The organism is Rhizobium sp. Root1220, assembly GCF_001426265.1.
Classification (GTDB): domain Bacteria; phylum Pseudomonadota; class Alphaproteobacteria; order Rhizobiales; family Rhizobiaceae; genus Rhizobium.
This window is the reverse complement of the sequence record NZ_LMDG01000032.1, coordinates 304356-329120: the sequence shown is the minus strand read 5'-3', so window position 1 is coordinate 329120 and position 24765 is coordinate 304356. Positions and strand designations below refer to the sequence as shown.

At 60.3% G+C, this 24765-nt stretch carries 11 protein-coding genes; 7 read left to right on the top strand and 4 right to left on the bottom strand.

Annotated features, from left to right (window positions below; genetic code table 11):
* Positions 1–38: 38 nt before the first annotated feature.
* The 4 genes from minE to ASC90_RS18450 all read right to left on the bottom strand — a co-directional run bounded on the left by minE (position 39) and on the right by ASC90_RS18450 (position 2355).
* A complete protein-coding gene (gene minE / locus ASC90_RS18470) occupies positions 39–299 on the bottom strand; it encodes a cell division topological specificity factor MinE (protein ID WP_056543226.1) in 261 nt (86 codons plus the stop codon).
* On the bottom strand, positions 296–1111 hold the full coding sequence (gene minD / locus ASC90_RS18465) for a septum site-determining protein MinD (RefSeq protein WP_056543224.1): 816 nt from the start codon (positions 1109–1111) through the stop codon (positions 296–298). Before minD ends, minE begins: the two co-directional genes overlap by 4 nt.
* 32 nt (positions 1112–1143) lie before the next feature.
* Entirely contained in the window at positions 1144–1866 is a 723-nt protein-coding gene (minC, locus tag ASC90_RS18460) for a septum site-determining protein MinC (RefSeq protein ID WP_056543222.1), read from the bottom strand.
* A gap of 249 nt (positions 1867–2115) precedes the next feature.
* Complete coding sequence (locus tag ASC90_RS18450) at positions 2116–2355, bottom strand: hypothetical protein (RefSeq protein WP_056543218.1); 240 nt, start codon at positions 2353–2355, stop codon at positions 2116–2118.
* A gap of 565 nt (positions 2356–2920) precedes the next feature.
* On the opposite strand from ASC90_RS18450, the gene ASC90_RS30070 reads away from it, so the two are divergent.
* From ASC90_RS30070 to ASC90_RS18415, 7 genes are all read left to right on the top strand, one after another.
* Positions 2921–11548, top strand: coding sequence for a peroxidase family protein (locus ASC90_RS30070; protein WP_056543217.1), 8628 nt, complete (start codon positions 2921–2923; stop codon positions 11546–11548).
* Positions 11549–11614: 66 nt separating this feature from the next.
* Entirely contained in the window at positions 11615–13381 is a 1767-nt protein-coding gene (locus ASC90_RS18440; protein ID WP_056543215.1) for a type I secretion system permease/ATPase, read from the top strand.
* Positions 13378–15906 (top strand): cadherin-like domain-containing protein, encoded by a 2529-nt coding sequence (locus tag ASC90_RS29425; RefSeq protein ID WP_056543213.1) that lies wholly within the window; start codon positions 13378–13380, stop codon positions 15904–15906. Before ASC90_RS18440 ends, ASC90_RS29425 begins: the two co-directional genes overlap by 4 nt.
* Positions 15907–15926: 20 nt before the next feature.
* Positions 15927–17261: an HlyD family type I secretion periplasmic adaptor subunit gene (locus tag ASC90_RS18430; protein WP_056543211.1), complete on the top strand. Its 1335-nt coding sequence runs from the start codon at positions 15927–15929 to the stop codon at positions 17259–17261.
* A gap of 543 nt (positions 17262–17804) precedes the next feature.
* Positions 17805–23168: a DUF4082 domain-containing protein gene (locus ASC90_RS18425; RefSeq protein WP_056543209.1), complete on the top strand. Its 5364-nt coding sequence runs from the start codon at positions 17805–17807 to the stop codon at positions 23166–23168.
* A 19-nt stretch (positions 23169–23187) separates the two neighbouring features.
* Positions 23188–24402, top strand: coding sequence for a GTP-binding protein (locus ASC90_RS18420; protein WP_056543208.1), 1215 nt, complete (start codon positions 23188–23190; stop codon positions 24400–24402).
* Between the two features lie 34 nt (positions 24403–24436).
* The gene (locus tag ASC90_RS18415; RefSeq protein WP_056543205.1) at positions 24437–24745 is read left to right on the top strand and encodes a hypothetical protein; all 309 of its coding nucleotides are present in this window, start codon (positions 24437–24439) and stop codon (positions 24743–24745) included.
* Positions 24746–24765 lie beyond the last annotated feature (20 nt).

Sequence of the window (24765 nt, the reverse complement as noted above, 5' to 3'; positions counted from 1 at the left end):
GGACTATAGGTGGCACCGTGGGGTGCCACCTGCCAACATCAAGCCGCCTTCACGGCCGCATGCAGCGGAATCTCCACATCGATCTCCAGGATCGACATGTGCTCGTCGCGATCCATCTTGACATGCACCCGGTCGGCGTCGACCTGCACGTGCTTGGCGATCACGGCAAGGATCTCCTCGCGCAACACTGAAATCAGGTCCGAACCCGTAGAGGATCGTTCATGGGCCAGCAGGACCTGGAGCCGCTCACGGGCGGCAGGCGCGGTTCTCTGCTTGGTGAAAAGACTGAAAATGCTCATGCGGCCTTCCTTCCGAAAATCTTGCCGAAGAAGCCCCGCTTCTCTCCTGGAATCGTCATCGGTACGTCCTCGCCCGCCAGCCGGCGGGCAGCGTCGAAATAGGCCATGGCCGGCGCACAGCGACCGTCAGCCAAAGTGACTGGCGCGCCGATATTGGAGGCGCGCAGAACATCCATGCTTTCGGGAATAATACCCAGCAACGGGATCGAAAGAATTTCCAGAACGTCGTCGACTTTGAGCATGTCGCCGCGATCGGCACGATTGGCGTCGTAGCGGGTCAGCAACAGGTGCTTCTCCATACGCTCGCCTCGCTCGGCCTTGGCAGTCTTGGAGTCCAGAAGGCCGATAATGCGGTCGGAATCGCGAACCGACGAGACCTCGGGGTTCGTCACGACGACGGCAACATCCGCATGCCGCATGGCGAGTGTGGCACCGCGCTCGATCCCGGCGGGGCTATCGCAGATGACCCAGTCGAAATTGCGCTTCAGGTCGTTCATGACGCGCTCGACACCCTCGGCGGTCAGATTGTCCTTGTCCCTGGTCTGGGAGGCCGGGAGAAGGAAGAGCGTTTCCAGTCGTTTGTCGCGGATCAGCGCCTGCGGCAGTTTCGCGTCACCCTGAATAACGTTGATCAGGTCGTAGACAACCCTGCGCTCCGCACCCATCACCAGATCGAGATTCCGCAGCCCGACGTCAAAATCGACGACGACGACTTTCTCGTTTCGCTGTGCCAGAGCCGCTCCAAGTGCAGCGGTAGAAGTTGTCTTGCCAACTCCACCTTTGCCTGAAGTGACGACGATGACTTTCCCCATCTTGCTCTCCTAATGTCCTGGCCAGCCCCGGCTCAGATAAGTTTTTCGGCCTTGATCGCGTCGTCTTCGAGCCAGAGCTGCACAGCCTGCCCGCGAAGGTTTGGTGCCATGTCTTCTGCCATTTTGTAGATACCGTCGATTGCGACAAGTTCCGCCTCAAGCTTGCGGCAGAAGATACGCGCCGACGCATTTCCGACCGACCCTGCCATCGCACGCCCACGCAACGTCCCGTATATGTGCACGGACCCCCCCGCGATGATCTCCGAGCCTGATGCAACCGAGCCGATGACCGTTACATCGCCTTCCGGAAAGATCACCGATTGCCCGGAACGCACCGGCTCTCTGATGACGATCGATTGCGTCGTCTGTCGGATCTCCTGTGGCGCAGGCCTGCTCGTCAATTCGTTAGTTGGCTCCGGTTGAGGCACTTCGAGGTCGGACACCGGGCGACCACCCTTGAGGGCGGGCGGCATGCCTGGACCGAGAATCGATGGCCGTCCGCCCTCTATCCCCATGACACTCACATTGCGGGCCGTCAGTTCCGCGATAAGGTCTTTCAACTGCGTCCTGTCGATTGCGAGATCCGTCACATCGAGCACGACAGGGCGTCCCAAAAAGAAGCCCGCGGAACGAGCAGCCAGATCGTCCAGTCGGATCAACCAGTCATCGAAAGGCAGATCCGGTGACAGCATGACCGCCAGAAAAGAGCGGCCCTTTATACGGATCGAGCGAGCGTCTGTTAGCACTTTGGTCATCTATGTTAAGAAATCGTTGACCATGTGTAGCGCTGCTTTGGTTAACAAAAAGTTAACGGAGCCCAAATGTGAAGGGAATTTCAAACAGTCTGGCTGGACGGACAGCGGACTCGCGGCGCGTTTCCTGATCGCCGTGAAACCCGCCTTTTGAACCAGTCATGAGGGTCGTCCGGCGGCTGAACTTCATCAGCATGAGGGCTGCTTGGTGATGGCGACTCGAAAAAGAACGGCAGGCCCCATAGCCCGGCATCACCGATCCGCCACGATTGCTTCCGGGCGGTCGTCCGAACGAACATACTCGTGATGCCAGACCCCCGTTTCGTCCTGATACAGAATCTCGGCGCTCTTGCCCTCGACCTGCTGCCGGAGTGCCGCATGCTTAGCGGCCGATAGCGCCGCGCCGTGTGTTGAGAAGGCCTCTGACCAAACGTCACCGAGCCTGTAGCTCCACCCGCCGTCGTGCCTGCCGATATGATAGGTAATCTGCACTTTTGCATCCTTCTTTACTCTGCAATCTGGCACCGCGGGAGGTACTCAAAGCAGTGATGAATCAGCGACGCCGATCCGGCACCAGAACCGTTGTCTGCAATTCCTTTCCATCCGGACGAGAAAGCAAACTTCGGCGCCACCGTCCGATACTTGAAACTATCAGGTCAAAAGGGCGCTTGGTACCATACCGAAGCATAGGGGGCCCGCAGGGCGTCGAGCACGCGGCCCAAGGCAGATCCGAACGCCAACGGCAGGCTTCGACACCGGCGGCCGATGCACGCGGCCGATCAGCCCGGTGTCAGAAGTCAGTGAAGGCGGCCGCTACCCTAAAGATAGCGCCGCTGGTGTCCTAAAGTTCAGTGATGCCTGCGACCAAGGTCAGTTGATATCGATAGACCATGGGACCTGTTCCCGCAGGCCTCGCTCGGTCAGTATCTGCTTACGGGAGACTACGCCAAAAAAGCAATACTGGCCAAGCAGATCCACTCTTTTGGTGGGGTCTCTCAACGTGTCCGGAACACGGCTGCCGAAGATTTGCAGCCAACCAAGCAACGGGAGAGAAGCTATGGTCACCTACATTCGGTCAGATCTCGATTTCATTCTGGCGCAGATCAAGATCGCCGAGGCCCACGCGGCCGGACAGCCGCTCTATGGCGCGGGTGGCCTTATTCCCACGTATAACCTGGCCTGGGGCCTGCGTACCGTCGATGGCACCTATAACAACCTTCTTCATACCGAATGGGGCGCGGCCGACACCGAATTCCCCGAGCATCTGGGCACGATTTTTCGGCCTGCAGCCGGCACGCCGCTCGACATGGACGGCCCCGGCGGCGCGCCTGCGATGCCGACCGCGCCGAATTACAACCCGTCCACCAATCCCAATTCCATTGTCGTCGACAGCAGTATCCGCACCATCTCAAATCTTATCGTCGATCAGACCCTTGGCAACCCGTCGGCAATCCTGACCGGGCTGCAACGCGCCGGTATCGTGCCGGCGGCGAACCAGATCGCGGTTACGGGGCAGATCAGCGCCGCCTATGAGCCGCTGAAGCCTCTTTTCAACGCCGTCAATTCCGCTGCGCGCGTCAATGCCGAAGCGCAGGCGGCAGCGTCGGCCAGCCCAGGAAATGTGGCGCTCCAACAAGCAGCCGCCGACGCTGCCGCCAACCTTCTCTCGGCGGAGACCGCTCTGGACGCTGCTGACGACGCGCTCATGACTCTGCTCACTTCCAGTGGCATCGAGCTCAACGGCGCAAACATCGTGATCACCAATGCCGCGCCCGACGAAGGTCTGTCGGCGCCGTTCAACTCCTGGTTCACGCTCTTCGGCCAGTTCTTCGATCATGGCCTCGACCTCGTCGCCAAGGGCGGCAGCGGCACCGTCTTTATCCCGCTGCTGCCGGACGATCCGCTGTACGATCCGACCAGCCCGACCAACTTCATGGTCCTGACGCGCGCGACGAATGTAGGACCAGGACCGGACGGCATTCTCGTCGACAACCCGCTAACGGCAATAAACGAAGCCGCTGACAATACCGATCGCCCGGTCAACACCACCACTGCCTTCGTCGACCAGAACCAGACGTATTCCTCCCATCCTTCGCATCAGGTGTTTCTGCGCCAGTATGCATTCGATGCGGCAGGAGACCCGGTTTCGACCGGCAACCTCATTGAGGGCGGCAATGGTGGCATGGCGACCTGGGGCGAACTCAAGGCCCAGGCGGCGTCCCTCCTCGGTATCCAGCTGCTCGACGTCAATGTCGGCAATGTCCCGCTTCTGGCAACCGACCAGTACGGCAACTTCATCCCCGGTCTCAACGGCTTCCCGCAGATCGTGACTTCGACCGGGCTGGTGGAAGGCAATCCAGCCGCCAACGGTGGCCTTGGTGTCCTGGTGCCGGCGAACGCATTCCTCACCGGCCATGCGTTCCTCGCCGACATCGCCCACAACGCGGTTCCTGACGGCCTGGCCGATGGCGACATCGAAATCGGGTTGAACAATCCCGGGTTCGAACCCGGTGCCTACGACGACGAACTGCTCGATGCGCATTACGTCGCTGGTGATGGCCGCGCCAACGAGAATATCGGCCTGACCGCTGTCCACCACGTCTTCCACGCGGAGCACAACCGTCTGGTGGAACACACCAAGACGGTCGTACTGGCGGACGCACAGGCAATGCTGGCGGACGGCGCAACACCGGCCGAAGCGGTGGCTTTTTTGAACGAATGGCTCGTCAACGACGTCGCCGCGGTTCCTGCAACGGCGGCCGGGCTGATCTGGGATGGCGAGCGACTGTTCCAGGCCGCCAAGTTCGGCACCGAAATGCAGTACCAGCATCTCGTGTTCGAAGAATTTGCACGCAAGATCCAGCCGAACATTAACGTGTTCCTGGTGCCGGACGGCTATGACGTTACGATCGATCCGTCGATCGTCGCCGAGTTCGCGCATGTCGTCTACCGCTTCGGCCACTCGATGCTGACAGAAACGATCGATCGCTTCGATCCGACCTTCAACGAAGATCAGATCAGCCTGATCGAGGGCTTCCTCAACCCGATCCAGTTCGCCAACAATGGCGGGACGACCGAGGTGGTCGACGGCATCAGCGCCGGCGCAATCATCCGCGGCATGACCCGTCAGGTCGGCAACGAGATCGACGAATTTGTTACCAGCGCCTTGCGCAACAACCTGCTCGGCCTGCCGCTCGACCTTGCCACCATCAATCTGGCACGCGGTCGCGACACCGGTGTGCCGTCTCTCAACGAAGCGCGCGCGCAGTTCTACGAAGCCACCAACCAGGATGCCCTGCTGAAACCCTATGAGAGCTGGATCGACTTTGCCGGCCACCTCAAGCATGAAGCGTCGATCATCAACTTCATCGCCGCCTACGGTACCCATGAGTCAATCTTGGAAGCGACGACGCTCGAGGGCAAGCGCGACGCGGCAATGGCACTGGTCGGCCTGACGACCACGGGCAGTCAGGCAGCGGCGATCAGCAATGCCAGCTTCGAGGCGGATTCACTTGCATCGGGCGCCCCCAACGTGATCGTCGACGCGCTTGGCAACTATACGCTCACGGCACCGACCGGCTGGACGATGACCGGGACGGGCGGCCTGTTTGCACCGACTGCCGCCGTGATCAATCCGGCGGGACTGCAGGGGACGAATGTCGCCTGGCTTGGCCAAGACGCCATGCTGTCGCGAGATACCGGCGTGGTTCTCCAGGAAGGCGCCAGCTACAGCCTCAGCTTCGACATCGGCGATCGAACCGATACGGTATGGCCCGGCGGCGTCGCCAGGCTCGTATCGAGTGGCGGAACCGTACTGGCAACCCAAGCTCTTGCTGCGCCGCTCGATGGCAACTGGTCCACAGTAGCATTCCAGACCGCCGCCATCGCGAGCGCCCTCGCCGGCCAGACCCTGAGGATCGAAATCCAGCAGACTGGCGGCACCAGCAACCAGATTCTGGTCGATGACATCCAGTTGAACGTCCTGCAACCGCTGGCACCACTCGACGAGGCGGACCGGCAGGCCTTCCTCAACGGCACCGGACAGTATGCCGGCAATCTCGGCGGCCTCAATCTCGTTGATCTCTGGATAGGTGGCCTCGCCGAAGAGATCATGCCGTTCGGCGGCATGCTCGGCTCGACCTTCAACTTCGTCTTCGAAACCCAGATGGAGAAGCTGCAGAGCGGCGACCGCTTCTACTACCTGCAGCGTCTCGACGGCCTGCACCTGTTCGGCGAGATGGAGAACAATTCCTTCGCCTCAATGATCATGCGCAACACCGACGCGACCCATCTGCCGTCGGATGTGTTCTCCACCCCCGGCCTTATCCTCGAGGTCAACCAGACCCGGCAGTTCAACGATCTTGACGGCGACGGAGTCATGGAAAATACCGATCCCACCGGGGAAGGCATCCTGACGCAGCTCGTCATCCGCAACAACCCGGCGACTCCGGGAGCGGACACAAACTATCTGCGCTACACCGGCGGCGACCACGTGGTGATGGGCGGCACTGAGGCCAATGACACCATTATTGCCGGCGTCGGCGACGACACCCTCTTCGGCGACGGAGGCAATGACCGGCTCGAAGGTGGGTTCGGCAACGACATCATCAACGGCGGCGACGGCGACGATATCATCGTCGACAGCGGCGGCGACGACAACATCAAGGCCGGCAAAGGCAATGACGTGGTCCACGCCGGTCCAGGGCTTGACCTGGTTATGGGCAATGACGGCCAGGACTTCATCTTCCTGGGCACGGACATGGGCTCGGAAGTCTTCGCCGGCACCGGCAATGACTTCATCTACGGCAACAAGAACGCCGAGCGCATCCTCGGCAACGAGGGCAACGACTGGATCGAGACAGGTACCTTCGACGGCGCACCCGGCGATAACTTCGACGAAATCTTCTCGCACGACACGATCGACGGGCATGACGTATTTCTCGGCGATGGCGGCTTTGACGAGTTCATTGGCGAAGGCGGCGACGACATCTTCGTCGGCAGCGCTGGCCGCGGCAAGATGGTGGGCATGTCCGGCTTCGACTGGGCGACCTACAAGGACAACCCGAACTTCGTCAATGCCGATCTGTCTATCCCGATCGTGTTCGACGAGGCGCCGACACTGCCCCAGAACGCCTCGCTCGATGAGTACGAATCGGTCGAGGGCCTGTCAGGCACCCGTTTCGACGATATCCTCAGCGGCACGAATACCCTTGCGGCAGAGCGGCTGCCGGCTGCTCAGGGCGGCACGGAAGGCTACCAGGGTAGCGCGCTCGCTGCCGAAGGTATCGCCCTGATCAGGGGCCTGCAGGAAGTCCTGGGTGCCGGCGTCACCGAATACAGCGCCGGTGACATCATCCTCGGCGGCGATGGCAGTGACATCATGAGGGGCCTCGCCGGCGACGACATCATCGACGGCGACAAGTGGCTCGACGTACAGATCGGCGTTTTTGCACCGGGTGACGTCGACCATACCGGCACACCACTCGAATTGGTCAACAGCATGACGGCGCTGGCGGCGCGCATGTTCAATGGCACGATCAATCCCGGCCAGCTCTCGATCGTCCGAACCATCCGAACCGACACCACGACGGGCGACATCGACACTGCCAGGTATCAGGGTGCCCGCGCCGACTATACCTTCGGCGCCACATCCGACGGCCGTGTTACGGTCACGGACGTCACCGAGCTCAACCTCGACGGCTCGGACACGCTTAGCGGTGTCGAACGGCTGCAATTCACTGACGGCACGGTCGGGCTGATCGTCGGCACCGCTGGGAACGACGTCCTCAACGGCACCACCGGCGATGACCTGCTGCTCGGTCTGGGCGGCAACGACGTCCTGAACGCAGGCGACGGCAACGACATCCTTGTCGGCGGTCCCAGCACGGCGGCGACATCGAGCAACTATGTCGATAACTTCACCACCCCAGTGCTGAACGGCAGCAATGGTACGGCGCCGTGGACATCGTCCTGGGTCGAAACGGGCGACAATGGCAACACGAGCAGCGCGACGGCCGGTCAGATCCGGATCGACGACAGCGACAACAACCAACTGAGGTTGCGCGACGACGACACTGACGCCGGAAACGGGACCGCGACGATCACGCGAAGCGTGAATCTCTCCGGCGCCGCCAGCGCCACGATCAGCTACACCTACAGCGAGAACAGCTTCGACGCAGGTGAGACGGTCACGGTTCAGTTCGCCGCCGATGGCGTCAACTTCAACCAGACGATCCAGACCATCAACAACAATTCCGGAAACGGATCGATCACCAACGCTCCCTTGACGGGGCCGTTCGGAGCCAACTCGGCGATCAGGTTCGTCGTTGCGGGTACCAACGCCAATAGCGCCAACCCTATCGACTACGTCGCGATCGACAGCCTGACGATCGCCTTCTCCGGCGCGGCGGAGACACTCAACGGTGGCGCAGGTAACGATACCTACGTGATCAACCTTGGTGATGGCATCGACATCATCAACGAGACCAGCGGCACCGACCGGATCACGGTCGGCGGTACAGTGCCACCGGCGCTGCCGGCGGCACTGACCGGGCTCAACATGTTCGAAGTGACCACCGGTGGCGGCAACGACGATCTGGTGATCCAGTTCAACGGCCAGCAGGTCACCGTCACCGATCACTTCGACACGGCTGGCGAAGCGGTGGAGTTCATCAACTTCAACGGCAGCACCTTCGAGGGCCACGTCCTCACCGGTGACTACGCCTTGAGCACAGACGACAACGGCGACCGCACGGCAGCGGCGGGCGTCAACACGGCCCTGGCCGGCACCACCGGCGGCGATACGCTGACCGGCAATGACGGTTTCGATCTGCTCTTCGGTCATGACGGCAACGATACGCTCAATGGTGGCCTTGGCGAGGATCTGCTCGTCGGCGGCAGCGGAAACGACACGCTCGATGGCGGTGATGATCTCGACACGCTGGTCGGCGGCGCCGGCAACGACACCTATATCGACGAGACCGGCGAGGATATCATCGTCGAGGCCGCGGGTGCTGCCGGCGGTGTCGACACCGTCGAGACGCTTGCCGCAGCCTACAGCTTGGTCGGCAAGGCCAACGTCGAGAACCTGACCTATACCGGTGTCGATGCTGACCCGTTTGTCGGTACCGGCAACGAACTCAACAACCGGATCGAGGGCGGTGATCTGAATGATGTGCTCGACGGTCTGGTGGGCGCCGACACGATGATCGGTGGCCTTGGAGACGACACCTATGTCGTCGACAACACTGGCGACATCGTCGATGAAGATGCGAATGAAGGCACCGACCTGGTCAATGCGTCCGTGACATACACGCTTGGGGCGGACGTCGACAATCTTACCCTCACCGGAGCCGCAGCGATCAACGGCACCGGCAATGCCCTGGCCAACGTGATCACCGGCAACGCTGCAGCGAACCAGCTGTTTGGCGGCAGCGGCGACGACACGATCAACGGTGGCGGCGGCGCCGACCTGCTCGAAGGCGGTATCGGCAACGATGCGCTGGATGGCGGTGCCGACGCCGACATCATAATCGGTGGTGCTGGCAACGACACGATCAATGTGGCCAACGGCAACGACGTCGTGCGGTACACGGCAAGCGGGTTCGGTGCTGACACGATCAACAACTTCGACGCTACCGGAGGCTCTGCGGCGACGCAGGATCTGATCGATCTCAGCGCCTTCGGCCTGACTGCCGCCAACATCGGGACAACTGCCGCGTCCCGCATCCAGCTGACGGACGTCGAGGACGGCGCAACTGACGACACCCTCATCACCATCCGCGATGCGGCGAATGCAGTCATCGGCACGATCCGTATCGAAGAAGTCGATGTGACCAACATTACAGCGAGCGACTTCATCCTCGCGGGACCGCCCGCAGCCGTGCTGCCAGGTGCCACGGCGAATAACGATACGCTTAACGGTACGGCTAACGCGGACACGATCAATGCTTTGGCAGGGAATGATACGGTCAACGGTGGTGGTGGCAACGATGTCATAAGTGGAGGACTAAACGGCACCGGTGGCCCGGGTGCGGATATCCTGAACGGCGGAGATGGCGACGACACCATTATCTGGAACGCCAACAACGCCACAGCCGCCTCGCTCGTGAACTCGGACGGCGTTGACCGGATAAACGGGGGCACCGAGGGGACCGGTGGTGACACCTTCGTCATCAACGGCAACGGCACCGCCGAGACCTACCGGATCTACACGCTTGCGGCTTGGGACGCCGTCGGCGTCAACAACCTAAGCAGCTTTGCCGGTAGAACGCCGGAGATCGTCATCACCCGCGGCGGTACAGCGTTTGCAAACGTGATCGCCGAGCTTACCGACATCGAGGAAATTCGTATCAACGGATCGGATCCGGCTGGTGGCACCACGACGGTGGGCGGCGACAACATCCAGGTGATCGGCGACTTCTCGGGCACCAGTCTTCGTCTCAACACCATCACCATCGATGGCGAGGCGGGTGACGACACGATCGACATATCGTCGCTGGGTTCTGCGCACCGGATCGTGTTCAAGTCGAACGGCGGCCACGACACGATCGTCGGAACGCTGCGACCCCAGGACGTGATCGAACTTCCGGCCGGCACGACGCCTGACGACTATGTGACCACGACCGATGAAAACGGCGTGACAACGATGACCAGCGCCAATCACAGCATCCGCTTTACAAGTGAGGGCGGCCTGCCGGAATTCACCGACACAGGTGACGGAGATGGGGGTGGGGATGGGGATGGCGGTGGAGATGGCGAAGTTGAAACGCCACCGCCGTCCCCGAGCACGCCAACCGGAGCCCCGGTTGTTGGCACCGTCGCTGCCGACGTTCTGCTGGGAACCTCGAACGGTGACACGATCCTGGCGCTCGGTGGCAACGACTCGGTGATCGCTGCCGCCGGTGCGGACATCGTCCGCGGCGACGACGGAGACGATTTCATCGTTGCCGGGGCTGGCAACGACATCGTCTTCGGCGGAGCCGGAAATGATGACATTTTCGGCGGGGACGACAATGACATGCTCTACGGCGACGCCGGGGCCGATCGTATCTTTGCCGATGGCGGCAACGACATGATCCAGACCGGTCTCGGTAACGACACGGCGTATGGTGGCGACGGCAACGACATGTTCGTGGCGGAGACCGGTGACGGCGACGACACCTACTACGGCGATGCCGGTACCGATACGCTCGACATGGCGGCCATCACGGCAAATCTGACCGTCGATCTCGGAAGTGGGTTCATGGCACGTGGCAGTGCCGTGAGCAGTCAATCGGGCGACGATACCCTCTGGGGCATCGAGAACATCGTGACAGGGTCCGGAAACGATACAATCATCGCGAACGCCTCTGCCAACGTCATCGATGGTGGTGCCGGCAACGACAAGTTCCGGTTCCTGTCCGAAGCGGACGCCGACGGTGACACGATCATAGGGTTCCAGCCCGGAGACAAGATCGATCTGAGTGCGACCGATGCCAACAACGGGCTTGCCGGAAATCAGTCGTTCACACTTGTTGCCGGATCAAACCTGTCTGGTGCCGCACAGTTGATCGTCACTCATGAGACCCGGGTAGATGGCGAGTACACAGTCGTCCAGGGAAGCGTCGATGCCGACAATGCTGCCGAGCTCCGGCTCAGCATCAAGGGCAATCACAACCTGACCGCTTCGGATTTCGATCTGTAAGTCGCGCAATGCAGCATGCCGGCGGTGCCGGCATGCTGCATGAATCAACTAAGAGCGGTGAACTCCATGCGTCCCAAAGCGAACCTGACAGGCAACAAACGCCGGAACGTCGAAAAACTGACGAAGGGCTTTCGAGGAATAGGCGGCTTCCTCTTCATCACCTCCGGCATCATCAACGTTCTCGCGTTGACCGGCTCTTTCTACATGCTTCAAATTTATGATCGGGCCCTGACGAGCGGGAGCGTCCCGACGCTTCTCGGTCTGTCCGCCCTGGCGGTCGGCCTCTATCTTTTCCAGGGCCTTTTCGACATCATCCGATCGCAAATCCTGGTGCGCATGGGCGCTCGCCTGGACAGCAAGATCGCCCCCCTTGCACATCAGGTTGCCATCGATATGCCGCGCTTCGGCTTTTCCACGGCCGAGTCCCTCGAGCGGGGCCGCGACGTCGATACGGTGCGTAGCTTCCTCGGCAGTCAAGGTCCTGTTGCACTCTTCGATCTGCCGTGGATGCCGCTCTATCTGATATTCATCTATATCCTGCACCCGTATCTTGGCGCCCTGACATTTGCCGGCGCCTTCGTGCTGTCCGTCCTCGCCATCGTGACAGAGCTCATGACACGCAGGCTTGCGGGCGCCACGCACAAATCCGGCATCGAAAGAAACACGATCGCCGATTCAAATGCCAGGAATGCAGAGACGCTGAAGGCGATGGGCTTTGCGGGTCGGGCGGTAGACCGTTTCAATCGAGCCAATCAGGATCATCTCGATCTGCAGACGCGCACCAACGATATCAGCGGCACGTTCGGGGCCTTGTCCCGCGTGCTTCGCATGATCCTGCAGTCGGCGGTCCTTGGTCTCGGTGCCTGGCTCACGATACAGGGCGAACTGTCAGCCGGAGCGATTATCGCGGCATCCGTCGCATCGGCCCGCGCGCTCGCCCCGGTCGATCTTGCCATCGGCAACTGGAAGGGATTCGTTGCCGCACGCACGGCGTTCAACAGGCTTAAGGAGACCGTTGTGGCGCTCGCCGGTGTCGATACGCCAATGGCCCTGCCCGCACCGTGCGGTACTCTCAAGGTCGAAAAAATAACGGTGGCTGCGCCCGGCTCCGGTCGGGTGTTGTTGAGTGAGGTCAGCTTCGAGATTTCGGCAGGCCAGGCGCTTGGCATCATCGGCCCCAGCGGCGGCGGCAAGACGACGCTTGCACGGGCGCTGACCGGTATCTGGCCCACACTTCGCGGCAGCGTACGGCTTGACGATGCCGAGCTCACCCAGTGGTCGGATGCAGATCTCGGGCAGCATATCGGTTACTTGCCGCAAGACGTGGCGTTGCTCGATGCAACCATCGAGGAAAACATCGCACGGCTTGAGCAGAATGCCGACCCGCGCGCGATTGTTGACGCAGCCCAGATCACCGGTGTCCACGAGATGATCGTCCGCATGCCGGATGGCTACCGGACCCCCCTTGGTTCTCAAGGGGCATCGCTGTCGGCTGGTCAGCGTCAACGCATCGGGCTTGCCCGCGCCCTCTACCGAAAGCCCTTTATCGTCATAATGGACGAACCCAATTCTAATCTCGATGGAGAGGGTGAGTCAGCGCTTACACAGACGATCAAGGCTATCCGGGAACGCGGCGGAATCGCGGTCGTCATCGCCCATCGTCCGAGCGCACTTGCTGCAGTCGATCTCGTCGCCGTCATTCAAAACGGCAAAATGGTGGCCTTTGGTCCGAAGGACGAGATCCTCCGGCCCACGGCATCCACCACCAATGTCGGCCAGCCGGCCAACACGGCTCATCTTGGCTCGCGTCTAACATCGAGGATGTCAGAATGATCGAGGTAAAAGGAACGAAATCGGAGCAGCAAGAGGACCAGTACGAACGCTATCTCCTGAAAAACGAGGAGAAACGGTCCAAGGCGCCACTGTTCTTCACCGTTCTGCTAACAGGCTTCGCCCTCTATCTGAAAACGGCGTTGTCGGGCAAACAACAGGAACAGCAGCCGATCGATGACGCGGTGCCGAACATCGCGCCCGAGGAAAATCGGGTTGCGCCGCCCGAGGAAACCAGCAACGCCATCGCGTTTAACGATGAGTGGGAACCGCTACCCTCAAAGAAAACCGGTGGTGTCAGGGAGACCGATTTTCACAATCGCGTAGGCTATGCTGTGGACGAAACGCCATCGATCGACTTTCAACAGCTGCACCTTCCCAGTTCAGCGTTGTTGAGACGGTTCGGCGGCATTTCCGTGTCGTTCCATGCCTCCAATGACAACACCTGGAGCACGTTCCCGCCGGATCGGCAGCACCATGCCAAGCCCGACCCGCGACGCAACAACATAAGCAGTAGCGAAAGAAATGCACCTCCGAGTGAGGCAGCAGTGCGGCCCGACAGCCGGCAGACAAACCGGGCGCCGCAAGTCACAGGACCGGTTTCGCTTCTCGACGTATCGGGATGCACGGTCGCCCTGATCGGTCTTGCGGATCTTCTGCGCGGCGCCTGGGATCTGGATGGGGATCCGCTTTCCATCAGAAACCTGACTGTTTCCTCCGGCAGTATTGTCCAGACCAGCGGGGGCTGGGCCTATAGCCCGGCCGCGCTCGGTCCTGTAACGATCACCTATATCATCACCGACGGGCAGTTGTCCGTCCTGCAGACCGCACAGTTCTCCGTCGTCAAGCCGCCGCCGATCGTCGGATCCGACGGAGACGACAATCTGCTCGGCACCGCCTGCGCCGATGAAATCGATGGACGGGGCGGCAACGACAACATCGATGCACGGGCCGGAAACGATACCGTCAACGGCGGTGACGGAAACGACAACATCGTTGGCGGCCTCGGAAACGACGTGATTTTCGCCGGCCTCGGTAACGATACCGTCTTCGGCGGTCTCGGCGATGACCAAATCTGGGGCGGCGCCGGAAACGACCGGCTCTTCGGCGATGATGGCAGGGATATCCTCTTTGGCGACGCCGGGGATGATCTCATCAGCGGTGGTCTGGGCAACGACATCATGTTCGGCGGCGACGGCGACGACCGATTGCTCGGCGACGATGGCGATGACGCACTGAACGGTGAGGCCGGGAACGATGCGCTCGAGGGTGGAAATGGTAACGATGTCGTCTTTGGCCACGCCGGGCAGGATGTCCTGAAAGGCGGCGGCGGCAATGATCTGCTTTCCGGCGGCGCTGGGGCGGATGATGTGGACGGCGGCAACGGCAACGATACGGTCGTAGGCGACGCCGACCAGTCGGCCGATCGGTATGACGGCGGCAGCGAGATCGACACCCTCGATTATTCCGCGCTCATGCAGGCCATCGACATCGATCTCGGCGCAGGCAGTGTTTCCAGTGCGGAGGCCGGCGACGACCAAATTTCAAACTTTGAAGTCATCCGGGCGGGGTCCGGTGACGACGAGGTTACCGGCAGCGACCGCGCCGAGGAAATCCACGGCAATGACGGCGACGACGTGCTCGCCGGTCTCGGCAATGCGGACAGCGTTTCGGGAGGAAACGGCAATGACACCGTGGTCGGGGATCTTGACGGTGCCAACGACCGATACGAAGGAGGAGCCGGCATCGATACACTCGACTATTCGTCGGCCATGGTGTCCGTGTTCGTCGACCTCGTCGCCGCCAACGCGACCGGCGCCGAGATCGGCACCGACATGGTCCGCGGCTTCGAGGTCATCAGAACCGGCGCGGGCGACGACCGGCTTGTTGGGAGTGGTGATGCCGATATTCTCGACGCAGGCTTTGGCAGTGACACCGTGTGCGGTGGAGCGGGCGACGACGTCGTCCTGGCTTCGGCAGACAGCGCGGACGATTGCTATACCGGCGGCGAAGGCTTTGACACGCTCGATTACTCTCAAGCCGGCCACGGCGTTCTCATCAACCTGCAAACAGGAGCCGCGACCGGCTTTGACGTCGGGCGGGATATCATTGACGGCTTCGAAAAGGTTGTCGGGGGCGCAGGCAACGACGTTGTCACCATTGGAGGTACGGCTGTCACCCTGACCGGCGGCGGCGGCGATGACACCTTCCAGTTTCATGTGGCGCCGGGAACCACGAGCGCAGACGTTGTGCATCAGATTCTCGACTTCATGGTCGGCGATCGCATCGAGACGTCGCGGTATGACATATTCGAAGAGGTTATCGACAGCCTCGAGGACCGTTTCGAGGACGTCTATGGAGAACAGGGAGATATTGAAGATTTGCCTATCCGCATCCGCCACGAGGGGACGGACGAACTCGGAAAGACCTTCGTTGAAGTCGACATGGATAGAGATCAACACTTTGAAATGACGATCAGCCTGAGTGGCCACCACGTGCTGATGATCGTTGAAAATGCGGCCGCTTGAGCCGCAGAGGAGGAGACGACATGTTCAAAGGGCGGGAACAGCGCGGGACAGATCAGCCGGATGCTGAAGCAGACAGGATATTTCCTGTCGGCGCTAGAATTCTGGCAGGCTGCACCCTTGGCCTCCTTCTGTTTGCGGGCGCGGGTGGGTGGGCAGCCACGACGCAACTTACGGGTGCAATCATTGCGCCAGGCGTAGTCAAGGTGGATCAAAACCTGAAGGCCATCCAGCATCGGGACGGTGGCATCGTCAGCGAAATTGCGGTCAAGGAAGGCGACTTCGTTAGCCGCGGCCAGGTACTGCTTCGCCTCGACGATGCGCAGACGCGGGCGGAGCTTTCCATCGTCAAGACGCAACTGATCGAACTCAAGGCGCGTCAAGCACGCCTGCTGGCCGAGCGGGACAATCTCGATGAAATCATCGTCACTGCGGATGTGGCGGCAACGTTGAGTGCTTCACCGATGATTACGGCCGGTGAAGCCCGGCTTTTCGAGGGAAACCGCAAGAACCGTGAGAGCCAGAAGCAACAGTTGCGCTATGGCATTTCTCAACTCGAAGAGGAGGTCAAAGGTCTGGATGCCCAACTCGAGGCTAAGGCGGACGAACTTGCCCTCGTGCATACGGAACACGCAAAAATGTCGGGGCTGGCCGAGAGAAAGCTGATCGACACGTCCCGCAAGTATATTGTCGATCGTGAGATTGCAAAGCTCACCGGCGAGACCGCCGAAATCCGGGCCAACATAGCGCGGACCAGGGCACGGATGAGTGAAATTCAACTTCAGATCATAGCCATCGACGAGACCGCGCGGACAGAGGCTCAGCGAGAGTTAAGCTCGATTGAACCTAAAATCTCCGAACTGAGAGAGCGGCGCATGGCGGTCGAAGATCGCCTGTCGAGAACGGAGATTCGTGCTCCGTTGTCGGGGACGGTCAACGAACTTTCGATCCATACGATCGGCGGCGTTATCACGCCCGCAGAGAAGCTGGTTACACTGGTACCGGCCGATGCATCCTTGAAGATCGAAGCGAAGCTTTCGCCCGTCGACATTGACCAGGTGGCAGTAGGCCAACCGTCAAAATTGCGGTTCTCCGCCTTCAACCAGCGCGCCACGCCCGAGCTCAAGGGCAGGATTACCTATGTTTCAGCTGCCACAAGCACCGATCCGACGACCGGTCAGATATTCTATCTCGCAGATGTCGCCGTTTGGCCGGGAGAGCTTGCGAAGCTGGGCGACAACAAGCTTCTGCCGGGGATGCCCGTGGAAGTGTTTATCTCGACTGAAGAGCGAACCGCAATATCCTTCCTTGCCAAGCCGCTGACAGACCAATTCAATCGTGCTTTTAGGGAAGAGTAGTCGGTAGCGTGGAGCCGCGTGACCTTGCACCGGGGTGAGCGGCGACAGGCTTGCCGCCGCTCACCCTTCTCTCACAGAGCGACCTCCCAAAGGCAATCTGTCAGGCGGATGACAAGCCGCGCCGGTGTTGAGCCTCCCGTGCTCGAGTCGTGACCAACATGGTGGCCAGGCAATCCTGGGCAGCACAACATCCGTTTCTCAACCACCTCGGAAAACTCCAAATTGTTAAGGTCGGGATGGATCGCGCCGAGAGAAGCTCAGTGCGCTGGTGCGCCGTCTCAGGCACGTCGAGAGACTGGTGCACCCGCTAGTCGTATTCGCAACGTCGATTGCAGCGAACGCCCGTCCCCGCACTGTGGCGATGGCATAAGCTTCCATGGCCAGCACGCTTCCAGGGCATCACGTCAATGGTCGCATCGCGTAATCCTATCGGTGTACGGAAGGCGACCGGCATACTGCGGATTGCTGTCGTTCCCTGATGTGAGAAAGCTGGCAGGATGATTGTTCCTAACACTTGCTTAACGGCTATTGGGGACGTCGCTGATGCTCAGAATCCAGATCAGGAACCGCGATTACTTGAGCGCTTTCGGCGGCGCGACCCGAATCTACAGTGCCCCTGTGACATGGAGTGCGCTCCTGGCCAATGCAGCGGTCGTTTCTTCCGCAGGCGGCGACCGCCCGCTCGCAGGCTGGGGAGCCTCCGCCCCCGCGCTGTCGAGCGGAAGCTCCACTGCGGTGGGGCCGGCATCGATGGTGCCGGTTGACGAACATACGCAACAGGTGTCGCAGGTCACAAACGTCTTGTCCGCTGCCGCGGCACCCACCAGCGCGGGATCCGCAATGGCGAAGTCGGCGACGGCGACAGCCGACACTTCGGCCGAGGAAGGACCGGTAGTAAAGCCTCGTACCGTTTTAGCCGATGAGGGCTCCTATGCACCGACACAAGTTCCGGGCCTGGCTCCCAAACTGATGAGCGCTGCACCCATCATCGGGCCTAGTGCCGGAAGTGACCCGATGCCATCGGCTGCCGGTCGCGCGCCAACCACAAACGTGCCCTCGACCAGTGCGATCGAGCGCCTCGCTCCGCCGGCGACGATAGCGCCTGCTGCAACCGACACGTCCTTTGTGGCAGCTGCGGCACCGGCCGCTGCCGCACCGGCCGCCGTTGAGCCCGCCGCTGCTGAGCCGACCGCAGAGGCACCGGCGGCTGCTCTCACGGCGACGCCGAACAAGATCGCCCAAGAAAATGCCAAACAGGGCAACCCAATCAGCGAGTGGGGCATCGACGGCGACGGCGACGGCAACATCCAGGGCTTCGCTACGGAGATCAGCACCAACATTGGCCAAACGGTCGATTTCAAGATAGCCACCGACTCGACCCATTATCGCATTGATATCTACCGAATGGGCTATTATGGCGGTGACGGGGCCCGCAAGGTCGCTTCGATCGACAAATCGCTGACCACCGCGCAGATCCAGCCGCATCCGATCGTCGACATGTCGCTTGGTCTGATCGACTGTGGCAACTGGTCGGTATCTGCAAGTTGGGAGATACCAACGGATGCCGTTTCAGGCGTCTACTTTGCCAAGCTTGTGCGCGAGGACGGTACCGAAGGCGCAAGCATCATTCCCTTCGTGGTTCGCGACGACAGTTCCACCAGCGATATCGTCTTCCAGACATCGGATACGACTTGGCAGGCCTACAATGCCTGGGGCGGAGCGAGCCTGTATTACGGCGAGGTTCCTGTCGATCCGGCTGACATGATCGGCTACATGCCGCCCAATTGCAGCTGCGGCCTGACGGCAATCGGTCGCGCTTCCGCAGTCAGCTACAATCGCCCGATCATCACCAACACCAGCCCTGTTGGCGGCTCATGGGATTTCGTCTTCGGTGTCGAACATTCTGCCATCCAGTGGCTTGAGCAGAACGGCTATGACGTTTCATATATTTCCGGCGTCGACGCAACCAGAAATGGCAGCTTGTTGCTCAACCACGATGCCTACCTGTCCGTAGGGCATGACGAGTATTGGTCAGCGGAACAGCGAAGCAACGTCGAGGCCGCGCGTGACAGCGGTGTCAACCTCGCGTTTTGGAGCGGCAACGAGTGCTACTGGAAGGTCCGTTGGGAAAGCAGCATTGATGGCAACGGCACGCCTTACCGCACCATGGTCTGCTACAAGGAAACCTGGGGCACCAGCAGCGACCCGAGCAATATCGGCACCGGCACCTGGCGTGATCCTCGCTATGCCGATCCAGGTCAGGAGCCCGAGAATTCCTTGACCGGCACAATGTTCACGGTCGATAGCTATCGCTCCGATACGATTTCCATACCCTACGACTATTCGAACCTTCGCTTCTGGCGCAACACAGACGTCGCAAACCTTCAGCCGGGAGAGACCTACAATCTCGTTCAGAACCTCCTTGGCTACGAGTGGGATTCCGACGTCGAGAACGGGTTCAGGCCAGATGGGCTTATCAACTTGTCACTCTCGACAATCGCGGTGAACACGTACCTGCGCGACTACGGCACCAGCGTCGGCGACGGTGTGGCGACCCATAGCCTGACGATGTACCGGGCGGAAAGCGGCGCCCTTGTTTTCGGTGCGGGCACCGTTTTCTGGTCATGGGGGCTAAACGCCGATCATGACGGCGTTTCGACGCCGACTGATCCAAACGTTCAGCAGGCAATGGTCAACATGTTCGCCGACATGGGTATCCAGCCCACGACACTGGACGCGAGCCTGATCCTAGCAACACAGTCGACGGACACCGTTAAACCGACGTCGACAATAACGTCGCCAGTAGTGGGTGGGAGTTTCGTGGAGGGACAACGCGTCACCATCACGGGCACGGCACAGGATTTTGGCGGCGGCATCATTGCCGGCATAGAGGTCTCGACGGACGGCGGCCAGCGTTGGTTTAAGGCGACTGGCCGAGAGAACTGGAGCTACAACTGGGTCGTTCAAGCAAGCGGCACATACACGATCATGTCGCGTGCAGTCGATGACAGCGTCAACCTCGAAACGCCGGCGATTGGAAAGCAGGTTACAGTTACGCTCCCTTCTACCAACAGTCTTTGGACGCTTGCTGCAAAACCCACTATGGAGACTGCTGCTGACCGCGACGGCGTGGAACTCGGCGTTCGCTTCCAGTCTTCAATTGGCGGCTCAGTCCAGGGAATTCGATTTTACAAGGGTTTCTACAACATCGGCGAGCATGTCGTCAGCCTCTGGAACGCCGACGGCACGCTTCTGGCCACGGGCATTTCGACCAACGAATCGCTATCCGGCTGGCAAACCGTCACGTTCTCAAGCCCAATCCATATCCAGGCCGGAACGACATACGTCGCATCGTACCACAGCAACGGATTCTATTCGGTAACCGAGGACTACTTCGGCCCGAATGTCAGTCACGGCAGTGGCGTTCTGAAAACCGTCGACGCCGGCGGCGTGTATGCGTACGGTTCCAATCCCAGCACGTTCCCGGGCAACAATGGAGGGGGCTCCAACTACTGGGTGGATGTCGTTTTCGACGCGGGGCCAAACACGGCACCTGTTGCCGTCGATGACAGCGGCTACACAGTTTTCCGCAATGGCACACTCACCGTGTCTATTGCAGCGCTTGTCGCGAACGACACCGATGCTAATGGCGATACGCTGACGATAACGGGCGTTGGCAATGCCACAAACGGCACGGTCGCTCTCGATATCCAAACTGGCAATGTAATTTTTACGCCAACCGCCAACTACACCGGACCAGCAAGCTTCAGCTACACGCTGTCCGACGGCAGGGGTGGAACCGACCAGGGTAGCGTCAGTCTCTCAATTGAAGAAGGGGCCCCGGGCGTCACGCTGTTCCAAGCGAATGAGGGACCAACAGGACCTGCTTACAATGACAGCTCCCCGATGGAACTCGGCATGAAGTTCGTAGCTTCCGGCAGTGGGACGATTACCGGAATCCGTTTCTACAAAGCAGGCAGCGATACGGGTGCGCACACCGGCTCAATATGGGCATCTGATGGCACGCTGCTCGCGACCGTGACATTTACGAATGAATCGCTCAGCGGCTGGCAGACCGCCAAGTTTTCGAGCCCCATCCAGATCACGGCAGGAACAACATATGTCGCGTCCTACCACACGCCAGGGCCGTACGTTGCTACAGCGAATTACTTTACTACAGCCCATACCAACGGCCCGCTGACCGGACTGTCTGCAGCTACAAGCGGCGGTAACGGGGTCTTTTCGTATGGGGCAAATACCACCTTCCCCAGCTCCAGCTACCAGGCGTCGAACTACTGGGTGGATGTCGTCTTCAACCAGTCGACTGTCAATTCGGTGCCGATTGCGGCTAACGACAATGGATTCAGCACTTACTCGAACGTCCCATTGTCCCTAGCCGCTGCAGCGCTCCTTGCAAATGACACCGACGCCGATGGTGATCCTCTATCGATCACCGGAGTCAGCGGTGCGACCCACGGCACTGTCAATTTCGACGGCCAGTCAAATACCGTCGTTTTCAACCCTACGGCCGGATATGTCGGCGCTGCGAGCTTCTCCTATACTATATCGGACGGTCGTGGAGGCACGTCCTCGGCGACGGTCAGCCTGACTGTCGGCCCGCAGGCGACCACAGTAGGCCTCTTCACGTCCTCCGACACCCCAAGCATTGCCGCGGACAACGATCCAGCATCCGTTGAGCTCGGCGTGAAGTTCATATCCTCCGCGCGCGGCGAAATCACCGGCCTGCGCTACTACAAGAGCGCTCAAGACATCGGTACCCATGTCGGTTCGCTCTGGACCAGCACCGGCCAGCTCCTTGCATCAGCAACGTTCTCCAATGAAAGCGCGAGTGGCTGGCAAACTGTGACCTTCTCTCAACCTGTCAGTGTGTCGGCCGGCGTTACCTACGTAGCCAGCTATCATTCCAACGGCTTCTATGCAGCAACCCCAAACTATTTCACGAGCAGCCATTCGAACGGTGCCCTTACGGCTCCATCCAGCTCGACCAGCGGCGGAAACGGGGTTTATGCCTATGGCACATCCAGCCTGTTTCCGACCGCAAGCTATAACTCAACGAACTACTGGGTCGACGTGCTCTACCAGCCCGCGACGCAAAACGCAGTCCCTGTTGCGGCCAACGACACCGGTCTATTGTCCCTCGCGAACACGCAATTGGCTATTCACTCGTCGACATTGCTCGCCAACGATACTGATGCCGACGGCGACGCGGTAACGATCACCGGCGTAGGTAACGCAGTCAACGGATCGGTTACCTTCGACAGCCAGTTGAATGTGGTCACATTTACACCGTCAGCCGGTTACACTGGTCCGGCAAGCTTCTCCTATTCGATTGCGGACACAAACGGAGCGACGGCTACGGCCCAGGTTTCCCTCTCCGTTGTGAACCAGGGCAATGAACAGAATGTGTTTGCGGCCGGCACCACTCCAGCAATTGCCTCGGTCAACGACAATGACGCTGTCAACCTCGGCATGAAATTCCAGGCCGACACCGCAGGCTGGATCACCGGCATCCGTTTCTATAAGGGCGCAGAGAACACGGGACCACACACCGGTTACCTCTGGACCTCGACCGGCACCCTGCTTGGCAGTGCAACATTCACCAACGAGAGTGCAAGTGGCTGGCAGTCTGTCAATCTGTCAGAGCAGATCGCGATCCAGGCCGACACGACTTATGTCGTCTCCTACAGCACTAATGGCAACTATTCTGCCACCGCCAACTCTTTCGGCTCCGATACCTCGACCAACAATCTGCACGCCCTGTCGTCGGCACTGAGCGGCGGTAACGGGACCTACGCCTATGGCTCGAGCGGGGTGTTCCCGACCAGCACCTACAACAGCACGAATTACTATGTCGACGTAGCGTTCAGACCGCAGCTCGCGGCGTAAGGGGTAAAGGGCAGCTTGCATGACAGGTGATAGTCGACTCCCGGTGACGGTATTGGCGGGCTTTCTGGGCGCGGGAAAGACAACGATCCTCAACCATGTGCTGCGCAACCGGGAAGGACGACGGGTTGCGGTCATCGTCAACGACATGAGCGAAATCAACATCGACGCCGATCTCGTTCGAGATGGCGGCGCCAACCTGTCGCGGACGAACGAGACGCTGGTCGAGCTCACCAATGGCTGTATCTGTTGCACACTGCGTGACGATCTGCTGAGCGAAGTGCGCCGCCTCGCCGCCGATCGTCGCTTCGACTACCTCCTGATCGAAGGTACCGGCATTGCCGAGCCGTTGCCGATCGCCGCAACGTTCTCGTTCAGGGACGATAGTGGCGCGGCACTCTGCGATATCGCCAGGCTCGATACGATGGTGTCGGTCGTCGATGCGGCCAACCTGCTTTCGGACTATTCGAGTGCAGATTTTCTGAGCGACCGCGGCGAGACGCGCGATACCGAAGACAAACGCACGCTCATCGACCTTCTGGTCGACCAGATCGAATTTGCCGACGTGATTGTCATCAACAAGATTTCAGAGGTGACAGAGGATGACCGCGCTGCCGTGCGCCGGATCGTCGCTGCGCTCAATCCCGATGCACGCGTCGTCGAAACGGATTTCGGCCACCTGCCCCTCGACACCATCCTCAACACGGACCTCTTCCGGGAGGCAAAATCGGCGCGGCATCCGCTCTGGCACAAGGAGCTCTACGGTTGGGGCGATCACGTGCCGGAAACCGAAGAGTACGGAATCGCGAGCTTCGTCTATCGCGCACGACGCCCATTCGACCCTTCGAAGCTCGATAATTTCCTGGCGCAGGACTGGCCCGGCTTGATCCGCGCAAAAGGTCACTTCTGGCTGGCGACTCGTGCAGACGAAATCGGCCTGCTCTCGATTGCCGGCACGCAGCGGCGAACCGACACCAAGGGATTCTGGTGGGCGAGTGTGCCGAAGGCCCATTGGCCGCGCTATCCGCAATTCCGCCAACAGATCGATCGGCATTGGCACGAGGTTTGGGGCGACCGCAGACAGGAGCTCGTCTTCATCGGAGCTGGGCTCGACGAAGATGCCATCCGAGCTGCCCTCGACGCCTGCCTGATCGGAGCGGAAACCGGCTTCGATCCCTTGCTTGCGCGGGGATTGATCGATCCCTTCCCGCTCTGGCAACACCAACACCACGCATGATGGACTTCCAACCATGAAACTTGAGGAGACGACAATGAGCAACGAACTTTACGCAGATGGCATCGGCGAAATCACCGTCACAGGAACGATTGTCAGAATCGATCTGATGTCCCTCTCCGCCACTGAACGCGATGCGAGCAACAACCCTAAGCCAGTGTTTCGCCAGCGCATCATCATGCCAGTCGACGCTTTCGCCAATGCCGTGGATCTCATGCAGAAGGCGCTCGGCGGCTTGGTCGAAGCCGGTGCGGTGCGCCGGATCGGCGATGTTGCGAAGTTGCCCGCTGCGGACGGAGTTCAGGCACCACATACATCCGGCAACGCATCACCGAATTTCAACTGACCGTAACCGCAACGATGTCT